The sequence below is a fragment of the Paenibacillus sp. FSL P2-0136 genome (assembly GCF_037975325.1).
In the GTDB taxonomy this organism is placed as follows: Bacteria; Bacillota; Bacilli; order Paenibacillales; family Paenibacillaceae; genus Paenibacillus_AQ; species Paenibacillus_AQ silagei.
Window position 1 is genome coordinate 7,556,409 of sequence record NZ_CP150244.1, and the last position, 13,434, is coordinate 7,569,842.

12 protein-coding genes are annotated in these 13,434 nt (G+C 54.1%); 2 read left to right on the forward strand and 10 right to left on the reverse strand.

Annotated features, from left to right (window positions below; all coding sequences use genetic code 11):
- Window positions 1-40 precede the first annotated feature (40 nt).
- The 6 genes from NYE26_RS32515 to NYE26_RS32540 form a co-directional block, all read right to left on the reverse strand.
- On the reverse strand, window positions 41-1,354 hold the full coding sequence (locus NYE26_RS32515; RefSeq protein WP_339252907.1) for a 6-phospho-beta-glucosidase: 1,314 nt from the start codon (window positions 1,352-1,354) through the stop codon (window positions 41-43).
- A gap of 6 nt (window positions 1,355-1,360) precedes the next feature.
- Window positions 1,361-2,356 carry a BadF/BadG/BcrA/BcrD ATPase family protein gene (locus tag NYE26_RS32520; RefSeq protein WP_339252909.1) on the reverse strand — a complete coding sequence of 332 codons (996 nt, stop codon included), beginning with the start codon at window positions 2,354-2,356 and terminating at the stop codon, window positions 1,361-1,363.
- Between the two features lie 242 nt (window positions 2,357-2,598).
- Window positions 2,599-3,603, reverse strand: coding sequence for a LacI family DNA-binding transcriptional regulator (locus tag NYE26_RS32525; protein ID WP_339252911.1), 1,005 nt, complete (start codon window positions 3,601-3,603; stop codon window positions 2,599-2,601).
- 198 nt (window positions 3,604-3,801) lie between these two features.
- The gene (locus tag NYE26_RS32530; protein WP_339252913.1) at window positions 3,802-5,190 is read right to left on the reverse strand and encodes a sugar ABC transporter substrate-binding protein; all 1,389 of its coding nucleotides are present in this window, start codon (window positions 5,188-5,190) and stop codon (window positions 3,802-3,804) included.
- 56 nt (window positions 5,191-5,246) lie between these two features.
- Window positions 5,247-6,125 (reverse strand): carbohydrate ABC transporter permease, encoded by an 879-nt coding sequence (locus tag NYE26_RS32535; RefSeq protein ID WP_339252915.1) that lies wholly within the window; start codon window positions 6,123-6,125, stop codon window positions 5,247-5,249.
- Window positions 6,122-7,015: a sugar ABC transporter permease gene (locus tag NYE26_RS32540; RefSeq protein WP_339257688.1), complete on the reverse strand. Its 894-nt coding sequence runs from the start codon at window positions 7,013-7,015 to the stop codon at window positions 6,122-6,124. The genes NYE26_RS32535 and NYE26_RS32540 overlap by 4 nt, the downstream gene beginning before the upstream one ends.
- Window positions 7,016-7,366: 351 nt before the next feature.
- On the opposite strand from NYE26_RS32540, the gene NYE26_RS32545 reads away from it, so the two are divergent.
- Complete coding sequence (locus NYE26_RS32545) at window positions 7,367-7,696, forward strand: hypothetical protein (RefSeq protein WP_339252917.1); 330 nt, start codon at window positions 7,367-7,369, stop codon at window positions 7,694-7,696.
- A 1-nt stretch (window position 7,697) separates the two neighbouring features.
- Here NYE26_RS32545 and udk read toward each other — a convergent pair whose 3' ends face one another.
- Window positions 7,698-8,327 carry a uridine kinase gene (udk, locus tag NYE26_RS32550; protein WP_036726376.1) on the reverse strand — a complete coding sequence of 210 codons (630 nt, stop codon included), beginning with the start codon at window positions 8,325-8,327 and terminating at the stop codon, window positions 7,698-7,700.
- Between the two features lie 195 nt (window positions 8,328-8,522).
- Here udk and NYE26_RS32555 point away from each other — a divergent pair, with 195 nt between their 5' ends.
- Window positions 8,523-9,614 (forward strand): beta-eliminating lyase-related protein, encoded by a 1,092-nt coding sequence (locus tag NYE26_RS32555; RefSeq protein WP_339252919.1) that lies wholly within the window; start codon window positions 8,523-8,525, stop codon window positions 9,612-9,614.
- 128 nt (window positions 9,615-9,742) lie between these two features.
- Here NYE26_RS32555 and NYE26_RS32560 read toward each other — a convergent pair whose 3' ends face one another.
- Genes NYE26_RS32560 through NYE26_RS32570 form a run of 3 tightly spaced genes read right to left on the reverse strand, consistent with a single transcriptional unit; the run spans window position 9,743 to window position 13,394 of the window.
- Window positions 9,743-11,257: an oligosaccharide flippase family protein gene (locus NYE26_RS32560; protein WP_209879328.1), complete on the reverse strand. Its 1,515-nt coding sequence runs from the start codon at window positions 11,255-11,257 to the stop codon at window positions 9,743-9,745.
- Between the two features lie 44 nt (window positions 11,258-11,301).
- A complete protein-coding gene (locus tag NYE26_RS32565) occupies window positions 11,302-12,408 on the reverse strand; it encodes a polysaccharide pyruvyl transferase family protein (protein ID WP_339252922.1) in 1,107 nt (368 codons plus the stop codon).
- Window positions 12,405-13,394 (reverse strand): glycosyltransferase, encoded by a 990-nt coding sequence (locus tag NYE26_RS32570; protein ID WP_209879324.1) that lies wholly within the window; start codon window positions 13,392-13,394, stop codon window positions 12,405-12,407. The genes NYE26_RS32565 and NYE26_RS32570 overlap by 4 nt, the downstream gene beginning before the upstream one ends.
- Between the last annotated feature and the right edge of the window lie 40 nt (window positions 13,395-13,434).

A 13,434-nucleotide genomic window follows, 5' to 3' on the forward strand; every position in this document is an offset into this window, starting at 1 on the left:
GTGAACTGTGGTTAGCAGGCTCTTTATTGATGTTAAGGGATTAGTCCTGAGCGAAAAAGGCCGGCAGATACTCGCTGTTCGCCTCCAGCATCTCATCCAGCATGACGATCGCTACTTCCACGGAAGGGACGAGCGGGTGATGGGCCAGCGCCTGGATCGCCAGGCTGCGGTCACCGGTGACGGCGGCGTCGATGGCTAGCTGCTCATAGGTCTTCACAGCATGAATCAGTCCCTTGGCCATCGGCGGAATCTTCGTCAGCGACAGCGGGAGGGGGCCGGTCTTCGTGACGACACAGTTGACCTCGATGCTGGCATCGTCCGGCAGGAAATCTAAGATGCCCCGGTTCGCCACATTCAGTGTCTGGATGTCATTGGTGCCGCTATAGAGCGAGCGCATCAGGTTCACGGCCGCCTCGGAATAAAAGGCTCCGCCGCGCTGCTCCAGCTGCTTCGGCTTCTCATTCAGCGCAAGGTCGCTGTAGATGGCGAACAGCTCCTCCTCCACACGCTTGACGACTTCGGCACGGTTCCCGCCTTGTGCGGCGGCCTCCTGCTGCTCCGCGAGCATCGCATCGGTCATGTAGAAGTACTTCAGATAATACGAAGGTAAGGCATGCAGCGATTGCAGGAACTCGGGGTTCCATTCGCGTGCCGGAACATTCTTTGCACTGTAGCCTGCGGTATCCTCCATCATCTCCTGCAGCTTGTCTTCACCCTCCACATCAATCCGGGTAATCCAGTGCAGGTGGTTCAGGCCGACGAACTCGGCATAGATCCGGTCAGGGGCAGCGTCATATTTGGCCGATACCTGCTTGATCAGGCCGATCGGGGCATTACAGAGACCGATGCTCTTCACCTTGGAGTACCGCAGGACCGCTTCGGTGACCATACCTGCGGGATTGGTGAAGTTGAGCAGCCAGGCGTCCGGTGCCAGCTCCTCGATATCCCGGCAGATGCCGAGAATGACCGGTATGGTGCGCAGTGCCTTCAGCATGCCGCCGGGACCGGTCGTCTCTTGGCCGATCACGCCGTATTTCAGCGGAATCGCCTCGTCACGGGCACGGGCATCCAGCATACCGACACGGATCTGCGTGCTGACGAAGTCCGCACCGGCAATGGCCTCGCGGCGGTCGGTGGTGAGATGGACCTCGATCGGCAGGCCGGACTTCTCCACCATACGCTTCGCCAGAGCGCCCACGATGTTCAGCTTATGCAGGCCAGCCTCAATGTCTACGAGCCACAGCTCCCGGACCGGAAGCTCCTTATGATGCAGGATGAAGCCTTCTACCAGTTCGGGGGTATAGGAAGACCCTCCGCCGATGACGGCAATCTTAAGACCTTGGTTCGCTGTCACAATGAATCACTCCTGTCTGGTGGTAGTGGGAATAAGCTCGAACTCTCTGTAAGCACGCATCGTCTCATACATACCCTGGCTGACGGTGATCCCGTCACTCTCCAGCGCCGACCAGAGGGCGCCGACCACAGGCTCGGTGGAGAGGGTAACCACTGCCGCGCCTGGTGCCGCTTCATGCACAGCCTGCTCGATCGACCCGCGAATCCAGCCCCGGTCGCCTCGGGTCAGCACGCTTCCGGCCAGGACCACATCAAATTCATCGTTCTCCATACCGAGCCGATGAATGACGGCCGCCGCAGCCTTGCCCAGTTCCACGCCTTGGCGGTTCAGGATCGCCAGAGCGGCGGCATCGCCCTCAGCCGCAGCCGGGAAAAGCAGGCGGGCCGCATCCAGCGGCACCTGCTTCCCGTGATCCAGGAAGTCATCGTACATGTCTTCGACCCGCTCATAGCCGAGCAGCTTCAGGAGCGGCTCCGTCAGCAGCGTGGGCGCTTCGCGACCGTCCCAGGCCCGGATCACTGTGCGGAACACCTCGATATTCAGCGCGCCGCCGCCGCCGAAATCGCCGTACATATAATCGAAGCCGCCGCACTGGAAGTGGCGGCCCTGCGGATTACGGCCCGCCGCATTGGTGCCGGTGCCGCAGATCAGGGCCACCCCGTAGGGGCGGTCTGTCCCCGCCCGCAGGCCGATCATCGTATCGCCGCTGATCGTATAATTCGTGAAGCCGATCCGGCGGATCATCGGATGCAGAATGTTATAATCGGTCTGGCGGTCAGCACCGGCAAGCCCCAGATAGGCTTGCCGAAGCTGATCCAGCCGGAGCCCGGCTTCCGCCAGCGCCATGGAAGCCGCTTCGCGGATGTTATTCTCCGCCTGCGTCACGCTGGTCTGGTGATTGCCGTTGCCGCTTCGGCCTTTGCCTAGAATACGGCCCTGTTCATCGCTGATGAGGGCGTAGGTCTTGCTGCCTCCCCCATCGATCCCCAAGTAGTAAGCCAATGTTTGTACCTCCTAAACGTTTGGTGAGCATGCCGGTGCAAGATGCTTCAGAGGCATGCTTAAATGCATTCTGTACAACTAAATCGGCAGATGGACCGCCGAATATCTGTTTAGCTGTATTTGGTGCAACTATAATGCCGTCTGTACCCGGATTCTCCCCATTCGGGCAGATTTAGTTGTACAGACTACAATTAGAAGGGAACAGCCGTCCTTTTCACTGTTTTTAAGTGTATAGAATACAACTAGCGCTGAATGTTCGCGTCCCCAACGGTCGATTCCCGCACAATCAGCTCCGGATCGATCTTAATATTGGAGCCGCGCTTCATCTCCCCGCTGATCCGGCGCAGCAGCATGTCGGCGGCGGCGACGCCGATCTTATCCGCCGGCTGGCGCATAGTGGTCAGATGCGGGTGGAGCTGGGAGGCGATATAGTGGTCGTCGTAGCCGACTACAGCAACCTCCTCCGGCACCTTTACGCCTGCCTCCATCAGGGCATTGATCACCCCGAGGGCGATATTGTCATCTCCGGCGAATACCGCCCCCGGCAGCTTACCCTCTGCGAGCCAGCGCTGCGCCGTGTCGTAGCCCATGGTGATCTCAAATTCACCGTGTACGATCTCGAACGGGGCGAGGCCCTGCTCCTGCAGCGCTTGCAGGAAGCCCGCGCGCCGCTCCCGCGTACTGCGGAACATCTCCTGCCCGCAGAGATGGGCGATGGAGGTATACCCCAGCTCCAGCAGGTGGCTGGCTGCGGCATACCCGCCTTTGAAGTTGTCGATGGTGATCGAGTAGCTGTCATTCTCCGGCAGCTGGTTGTCGATCAGCACATAGGGAATGCCCCGCCGCTTCAGCTCGACAATATAATTGTCCTCTTTGATCGGGGAGAGCAGGATAAGTCCGTCCACCCGGTCTTCCTGGATCAGGTAGTGGCTCTCGCCGGAGCCAATGCCATCATATACGGAGATCGCCAGATAATATCCGTGCAGGGCCAGCGTCTCATTCAGTTCCTTGACCACAGCATCGAAGAAGGAATCCTGCAGGGTCGTTACAATCAGGCCGATGATGCCGGTCTTGCCGCTGGCCAGACTGCGGGCTGCTGCATTCGGGCGGTAATCCAGCTCCTTGATCGCGTCGAGCACCTTCTGGCGGTTGTTCTCCCGCACAGACGTTGCTCCGTTTAATACCCGCGATACGGTGACCACGGACAGCCCTGATTTTTTGGCTACATCAAAAATACTTACTTTCATTTCAAGCGCTCCTTGCGGCAGATTGTCCGGTGCTTTTAAAATATAGAATTAATATGTTGCACACGATAAATTATCCTTCTATTTCTCGCTGAAACGGTACCGTCCTTTAAAAGGACGGCAAAGCCGTTTCCACTTGTTCTATCTCCAGTATACAGGCCGCACCGGGGTTTCGCTAAACATATAACCATCGCCTGGCCGCTACCTCTTGATGATCTCCGTAACCTTCTTCTGAATCACCGGCATAACCTCTTCCAGGGTCTTGTGACCCGTCTCGACCGGCTGCAGCTCATTGATGAACATGTCGTTGATCTGCGAGTAGTTGGTGATCAGATGGTTGTAGGATTCATAACCGTATTTGACTGCGCCTTCGTAGACCTTCTTCACATCCTCCGGATCAATGCCGTCAAAATGCTTGTAATACACCTCAGCCGCTTCCGTATTGACTGGCGGATTGCCGCCGCTCAGCTCGATGGACTTCTCCTGGATTTCAGTGGTCATCAGGTATTTGATCCATTGAAAAGCCTCCTTCGGATGTTTCGAGTCCTTCAGAATCAGCAGCGGATCAACGAACAGCGTGCTGCGCACCTTGTCGTTGCCTCCCCATGGCACAGCAGCTACGCCAATCTTGAACGGGAAGTCGTTAGCCCCGGCGAGGTTCCAGGAGCCGCCGATCGACATGCCAATCTTGCCTGCGACGAACGGGTCGCCGTTCTGTCCGGCTACGCTTTTACTCCACTCGGAAGTCGGGGACACCTTCTCCTTGAACACAAGGTCGAACAGCTTCTGGTAAGCGGCAATGACCTCAGGGGAATCGAAATGCGTCTCGGAAGGAACACCGCCGTTGGTCCAGGTATCTTCAGAGTAAGGCTCTGCCCCGAAGTACAGCGGCCGCATATCCCGCTCCGCCCAAGTGAAATCTACACCGTACTGTGTTTTGGCGATATCGTCCGAGACAAGTGTCATCTTCTTGGCATCCTCCACCATGCGGTCAAACGTCCAGCTCTTATCCTCATAATCACTTGGCGGGTAGGAGACGCCCGCAGCATTGAACATATCCTTGTTGTAGAGCATCAGGGTGACGTACATATTGACCGGTATGCCGTAAGTATGACCGTTTACGGTATAGATTTTCATCAGATTCTCGGGGATATTGTAGTCCTCCGCCTTGAAGCCGTCTTCCTTAATAAGGTCCGTCAGATCCAGCAGCATATCCTTGTTATAGTATTCGGCAAAGCCGCCATATCCGTAATGGCTCGTCACATCCGGGGAATTACCGCCGGCAATCAGTGTCTGCAGCTTGCTGTCGAACTGCTCATACGGTGCCTTCTCCACCTTGACCTTGATGTTCGGATGCGCCTTCTCGAAATCCGGGATCAGCTTCTCGATAAAAGTCCGGTCCTCCGAGTCAATGGTATAGTGAGATATCGTCACTTGCTCCCCCGAACCGCCGGTATTCCCGGCTCCGCTGTCTCCAGCCGCCACATTGCCTGCCGATTTGCCGCCGCCGCAGCCCGCCAGGACTGTGGATACTGTCAGGGCTGATGCTAGCAGCAGCGCATATCTTTTACTCTTCATCTTATTCTTCATTGTCCAATCCCTCCTGAATTTTTCAAGTGTTGTAAACCCGGGATAGCTATGCTGCCTTACTTGATACCCGTCAGTACGATGCCTTCGACGAACTGCTTCTGGGCGATGGCAAACAGGGTGACGATTGGAACCATAGCCAGGACGGAGGCGACCATCAGCAGATGCCACGGCGGAATGCGGAAGCGCGATGAGGTGAGGGAGGCCATCCCCACGGGAAGCGTGAATTTGTCCGACGAGCTTAGATAGAGCACAGGGGTCAAGAGATCATTCCAGCTGTAGATAAAAGCAAAGATCGCAACCGTCGCCAGCGCCGGCGCAGACAGCGGCAGCGCGATGGTCCGCCACATCCTCAGCTCGCCGCAGCCGTCAATGCGTCCGGCATCGAACAATTCCTCAGGCAGCGTGGAGAAGAATTGCCGCAGCAGGAAGATGTTATACGCCGAGCCGAAGAAGGCAGGCACAATCAGCGGGAGGAAGGTGTCGATCCACTGCATTTTGGAGAACAATACGAACTGCGGAATCATAATGGCCGGATAAGGCAGCATCATCGTGCTCAGCAGCAGGATGAACCAGAAGCTGTTGCCGCGCCCCCGGTACCTGGCGAACCCGTAAGCAACCAGCGCCGAAGAGAGCAGGGTGCCGAATACGGAGAAGCCGGCGATAATCAGGCTGTTCTTGTACAATGTGCCGAACTGGAGAGTCTCAAAAATATCGACATAATTGCGTAAGGCCCAGCTCTCCGGCAGAAACGTCGGCGGGAACTTCAGCATCTCCCGTTTCGACTTCAGCGAGGTGGAGACCATGAAGAACAGCGGCAGCAGCATTAGGAACGTTGTGACTAGGAGCGCGGTGAAGCTGGCAATCTTAACGGGCTTGATTCTCCGGCGGAGCCGGGGGGACGGGTCAAGCGGGCGGGTGGCCTTAACGGTGCTCATCGGCTGCTGCCTCCTTCATAATGGACATAACGGCGCGACAGCCTCATAATGACCGCCGTGAACAGCATGACGACAATCAGCAGGACCCAGGCAAGCGCGGAGGAGTATCCGGCGCGGTATTCCTTGAAGGCACTGGTATACAGATTGTAGACGTAGAACCAGGTAGAGTAATTGGGTCCGCCCTGCGTCATGACGAAGGCTTGCGTGAACACCTGGAAGGAGTCGATCAGCCCCATAATCAGTTGGAACAGCAGGACAGGCGAGATCATCGGCAGCGTAATATTCAGGAAAATGCGGAAGCGCCCTGCCCCATCCAGATTGGCAGCTTCGATCAGGCTGGCTGGAACTCCTTGCAGACCAGCGAGGAAGAGGATCATGCCCGAGCCCGCTGTCCAGAAGGACATGATAATTAGGGCATACAGCGCTGTATCGGGATTCATCAGCCAGGCCGGGCCGTGAATGCCGAACCAGGAGAGCATATAATTGAAGAGGCCGATCTGCGGATTGAAGATCCAGTACCAGAGGAGCGACATGGCCACACCGGAGACCATACTCGGGAAATACATCGCTGTGCGGAAGAAGCCGCGCCAGGGGATGGTCTGATGCAGCAGCAGGGCGAACCCCAGGCCCAGCAGCAATTGTACCGGCACGCTGATGAAGGTATATCTTAGGGTGACCTTCACGGAACGCCAGAACAGTTCATTGTGGAACATCTCCGTGTAGTTGGCGAGGCCGATGAATCTGGGCGGATGAATGATGTCATAGTCGGTGAAGCTGTAATACAGCGATGACAGGATCGGGTACAGGGCGAAGATCAGGAAGCCGACCAGCCACGGAGAAATGAACAGATACATGTAGAACGTCTGCCGCCGGCTCTCACTCTTAATCACAAACACACCAGCCTTCCATTGTTAAAAGTATAAGCGCTTTAACTTTAATGGTAAATAAAAATTTAGTTTGCCAATACATTTGTAGTGGACAAGATTAAAGTTAAACCGTTTTAACTTTAATGCCATTTGTTGAACTAATCATAGTGGATGAAATGGAAATAATCAACCCTTTATTTCGGAGATAAAGCGCTATCAGTCAGAAAATATAACAAATAAATCGATAATTTTGCTGAAAACGATGAAGATACCGGGATAAACTAGATTTTCGTGTAAGGCAACCTGACTTAAGTGGCGGAATTTCGTGGATAGCTCCCCTGTGGGCGACCGGTTGTTTGCCGGTTTTCGCCTACAATGGGCCCTGCTGCTTTCGAGCTGCCCGATATAATCGGTTTTCCGATTACAATCGGCCCGGTAACCATCGCGCCGTCGAATGTGATCGGTTTTTCGATTATATTTGGTCTGAGCGCCTTTGCACTGCCGAATGTAATCGGTTTTTCGATTATATTTGGTCTGAGCGCCTTTGCACTGCCGAATGTAATCGGTTTTTCGCCTACAAAGGGCCCGATAGCCATCGCGCCGCCAAATGTGTTACTTTTTCGAATAAATTATACTTCCCTAAGCAGAAAAAATCCGTCCGGCATGCCGGACGGTCCTCGCACCATATCAGCCGGTGCGGCTTAATTCAGTTCCATTGGTGATCGCCGGACAGATACTTCTCGGTCAGTACCGACAGCAGTTCGATTCCGACTTGATTCTGTCCGCCTTCCGGGATGATCAGGTCCGCGTATTTCTTGGAGGGCTCGATGAAGGCCTCGTGCATCGGCTTCACCGTGGTCAGGTATTGCGTATGGATCGAACGGATGGTCCGCCCGCGTTCCTCTATATCCCGCAGCACCCGGCGCAGGATACGCACATCGGGATCGGTGTCCACGAACACCTTGATGTTGAGCTGCTCGCGCAGCTTCTCATCGGACAGCACATGCAGTCCTTCCAGAATGACGATATTATTCGGGGCGAGCTCCACAGTCTTCTCGGTTGAACGGGCATGAACCGTGAAGTCATACACGGGAGCGAAGGCGGCTTGTCCCGCTTTGAGACAATCCAGATGCTCGATCAGCAGTTCCGTGTCAAAGGCCAGCGGGTGGTCATAGTTAATGGCACCGCGTTCAGCCATGCTGAGGTAAGAATGGTCTTTATAGTAGTTATCCTGGGATATGAATGTTACTTTGTCAGAGCCAAGACGGTCAATCACGGAGCGCGCTACCGTTGTCTTGCCGGAGCCGGTCCCGCCGGCGATACCAATAATAAGCATGGTGAATTTATAAACCTCCCTAAGCAATTGCCTTTGCAATTCCAATATTGTAGCACAGCGGTCAACTTATTTCACCTTGCTGGAGAGGAATATCATGTGAACATTCTAATAATTCGGTTATTTTGTAGAGGAATGATATAATTTCAAGGATTCATACAGATCGGGTGCTACGAAGAAGGGGGCTAGGATAATAAAATGAACAAGGAGAATGCTTTAATGGAGGCGTTCGGCAGGACGCAGGTGCAGCTTGCAGGCCATGGCGGACGGGACGCAGCCGTACTCAAGAAGGCGCTGGATAGTGTAGAGGACGTTCTCGCTGCGGACATGTACGGGACAGGGACGGTGATTGAGGAGTTCCAGGCGGAGATGGCAGAGGTGCTGGGCAAAGAATGCAGCGTGTTCTTCCCCAGCGGCACGATGGCCCAGCAGATTGCCCTGCGGATCTGGAGTGACCGGGAGGGCAGCCCAAAGGTCGCTTATCATCCGCTATGCCACCTGGAGATTCATGAGCAGGACGGCCTGAAGGAGCTGCATCATCTGGAGCCGCTGCTGCTGGGCAGTGCAGACCGTCTGATTACCCTGGAGGATGTGAAGGGGATGGGACCGGGGGTTGCCTGTCTGCTGCTGGAGCTGCCGCAGCGGGAGATCGGCGGACAGCTGCCGGAATATGCCGAACTGGAAGCGATATCGGGGTATTGCCGGGAGCAGGGCATCAGGCTCCATCTGGACGGTGCAAGGCTGTTCGAAGTGCTGCCTTACTATGGGAAGACCGCAGCGGAAGTCAGTGCGCTGTTCGATAGCGTGTATGTCTCCCTGTACAAGGGCATCGGCGGGATTGCCGGAGCGATCTTAGCCGGCAGCCGGGAGTTCACGGAGACCTCGAAGATCTGGAAGCGCCGCCACGGGGGCGACCTGATCAGTCTCTATCCCTATATTGTCCCGGCCCGGTATTATTACCGGCAGAGAATCGGCAGGATGTCAGAATACTATGAGCAGGCCAAGGAGCTGGCAGCCTTATTCAACAGCTGCGATAAGGTATCCACGCTGCCGGAGGTTCCGGTCTCGAATATGTTCCACATTCATTTTGCGCTGCCTCTGGAGCAGCTTGCCCCTGTATTGATTGGGATCTATAATGAGACCGGCATTGGCCTGACACCACGGCTCAAGCCAATCGGCGGGGCTTCCTGCTATTATGAGATCAATATCGGCGATCATTATGGCGAAGCGGACCAGACGGCCCTCAGAAGCATGTTCCGGTTGCTGGATGAGCGGCTGAAGCAGCTCTGATCAGCAAGCTTGCCAAGTTAAGCGAAGAAGCCTCTGCGGAACTTACCCGCAGAGGCTTCTTCGCTTAGGCATAGCATGGAGCAGCGCCTAAGCGCGGCATGCCAATCAGCCCTGCCTAACGTAGAGTCCTAGGCCTGACTCCGCAGAGCCATTTTTCGCACCGGTCCGGCCACCATCTGCTTCTCTGCCCCGTTCAGTCCGAACAGCCACATGGTAAGCACATAGATGAGGGAGTACAGGATGACATACATGCCCAGGTACACGTAAGAAGTGATGCTCACGAAGCTAAGCAGGAACCCGCACACCCCGGACAGCAGCACCACCGGAATGAAGACGCGGATGATCTGCAGCCAGAAGTGAAGGATATCGAACTTCAATTTATATTTGTAGTACACATTATTCAGGCATACATTGATGATCATCCCGATAGCCGTAGCAATGGCGCAGCCTGTAATCCCCCAGATCCGGATGAACCAGAAGGTTAAGGCCACCTTCAGAATTGCAACTGAGAAGTAGATAAAGGCCTTCACCCTGTGCATATTCATCGCTTCCAGCATGGTGGCGAACAGCGATTGCACAATCGACGTAATCTGGGGAATGATGATGATCAGCGCAACTGTGTACGCATATTTGTAATCCTGGCCGAGCCAGATCAGAATGAAGCTCTGTCCGAATAACACGAAGCCCGAGACGATGTAGCCTACGATCAGCGCCTGGATTCTGCCTATTTTGACCAGCTCCAGCATTAAGGCCGCCTGATCTGCCCCCTTGACGATCATCTTGGTGAGCTTCGGCAGATAGAAGCTGGCCAGCACATTGGAGAAGTTGAGAATATACGTGTTGAGCTGGGCGGCGATGGCGAAGATGGCGATGGGCGTAGCCCCGAGGAACATCCCGATGATCAGCGGATCAGCATTCGTATAGATCTGGAAGGCAATCGAGGATAATAAGATATACGACGAATAGCTGAAGATCTCCTTGAACAGCTTGGTATCGAAGCCGTGGAACCGGACCCTCAGATTCAGCTTGGTGCGGCAAAAGACCACGTTGATCACGCCGATCGCCAGGTTCAGCACAAGCGCAACGGTGACCATACCTGTCGATCTGAAATCGAACAGCAGGACCAGCACCATCATGGCCGGAGACAGGACCACGCGGATCAGATTGATGATTTTGAGATAGACGAACCTCTCATAGGCCGTAATGATCGAGCTGAAGATATTCAGCGGGAACGAGACAGCCACATTGATGGCGGCAATGATGAATATGGTCTTCAGAATGCCCAGCTCAGCTTCATCGAGGCTGCTAAAGATCGAATCGAAATTAAACACCAGAATCACACTGGCAAGTAAGGAGAGGAGTCCGATGGCTGAGAACAGCAGCAGGAACATTCCGTTGATATTGCGCTGGCCTGCGGAGTCATTCTCAGAGATGTATTTCGCATTGAAGCGGATGACCGCGCTGCCGAAGCCCAGATCCAGCAGGACGATATAGGCGATGATGGAGTTCACCAGCGCGAATAATCCATATTCGGATTTCCCCAGGGTCGACACAATGAAGGGCGTCGAGCCCAGGGAGATAATAACGCCTAGGAATACCGAAGCATAGGTTATGATTGCAGCAAGTTTTATATTTGTTTTCAAGGGTGGGATCGCTTCCTCGCTACAGAGAGTGTCTTGTGCTTATCTTAAGCGGTAACGATAGACGAAGCAGGTTCTCTAGCGCTGCTGCTTGCCATGGATTCAATGATCTGGCTGTAATGCTGGACCGAGAATTCATTATTGTACCGGGGGCGCTGGATCGTCTTCAGTTCTTCCAGCAATGCCGGGATTTGCTTCACATCGTTCGTGAATTTCACATAACCCAGATGCTTGATCCATTCGTAGCTGCCTACGACCTTATAATTGTAGTTCCCCAGTGCAATACAAGGTGTGGACGTAATCGCCGCAAAAATCATCCCGTGCAGCCGGTCCGTAATCACAACCTCGGCCTCCTTGAACTGATTCCATAAGGTGTTCAGCTCGTGATCCCGGTCTTCCAGAGAGACAGGGCGGAGGATGCAGGTGTCTGTGAACGTAGTGGTGCTGTAGTGCTTGGAGGTGTACTCCTGGATGACCTTTTTATCCTGCTCGCTGAAAATGCTCTCCTTATCGGCTCTAATGCACAGAAGGGCACCGTGGCGCTCCTTGGGAGGATCAGTGATATCCAGGGACATTACAATGTCCGGCGTTAACAGCACTGCGTTGTTTCTGAAACCTGCTTTCATAATTTCGTACGACGTTTTCTCTCTGGCGACCAGAGTGAGGTCCTTATGGGAACCGTAGAGGTCCTGTGTTTTCTTGAACTCCGCGCGGCCCAGCTCGGTATCACCGAAGTAGATGGTCTGCGGGAAGACGATGATTTTATTATTTGGGAATTCGGAGATAATCTTGCGGCGCACCTCTTCCTCGCGGAAATACTCGATTCCGAAGTTGCCCCCGCCCTGAAGCACGAAGATATCCTCCGGCGAACAGAATTCCTCCAGGCACTTCATGTTATGCATCAGCCGGTTGGCGACAATCTCAATCAGGGTATAGTCGGGAAAAGCTTTTCGCAAAAAATTCATCTGCGCATAAGTGATGGCGTGATCGCCCAGATTGTCATGCTCGGGGGAGCCGACGACGTAAATGGCTTTCGTCTTGTCTTTATATGCATTCCGGTAGCTCAGATAGCCCTTATAATATTGATAGACGGGAATATTGCTTACATAATTGCGGAAGGACAGCGGCAGGATTTTCTCAAGGGCTTGGCTCATATCATATTACTTCCCTTCAAACGGAGTTTGGAATAATACAGCATTTTGTATACCGTGGAGCTGGTCAGAATAAGCAGGGCTGCGGTCTTCATCTCCCGGCGGATAATACGGTTGCGCAGGATCGCGGAGGTATGCTTGCTCAAGAACCCGCCCAGCTCGGCCAGATATTCCTTGTTAACTGCAGTCTCGCCGGTAATCAGCTGGAAGTTGCACAGCTCAATGCCCTCGGTTACGGTCCTGGATAACGAGATTTCTTTGGCGATCGGATAGTTTTTATCCTGAATGGTCTCGTAGATCTCCAGCGCCGCACAGAAGCGGTCGTAATATTTCCGGTTGTTCATCGCTCCGGTGATGCTGTCGCTTCGCTTCAGATACAGGTATTTGGGGGAGTCCAGCGAGACGGTCTTGTTCGCCTGGAGGAATAATTTATAGGTGGTAAAAATGTCCTCGAAATATCGGCCGACCGGATATCTCACCTGGCTGAACAGCTCGGCCTTATACAGCTTATCCCAGGCAAGGTTCTGGATCTCGGTATCCTCCAGCAGCTTGTCAAAGGCATGCGCATTATCGTATACACGCACCTGGTGCGTGAAGGACTTTTCCAGCTTGACATCATCCTGTACCTCGCAATGACCGCATACAGCGATATCTGCATTGTGGGCGGTGATGAGTCCGTGCAGGGCTTCATACATGTCCGGTTCTATCCAGTCATCGCTGTCAACGAACCCGATATACCGGCCCTTTGCCACATCAATACCATAGTTCCGGGCATCGGACAATCCGCCGTTCTGCTTGTGAATGACTACGACACGGGGGTCCAGCTCCTTGTAATACTCGCATATCTCGCCGCACTTATCGGGTGATCCGTCATTGACCAGAATCAATTCAAAGCTGCGGAAGGTCTGCGCCAATATCGAATCCACACACTTCCTCAGGTACAATTCCACGTTGTAGATAGGCACAATAATACTTATCTCTGGCTTCACTCGAGCAGTCACTTCCTTTCCCGGTTCTGATTCGGGTCTA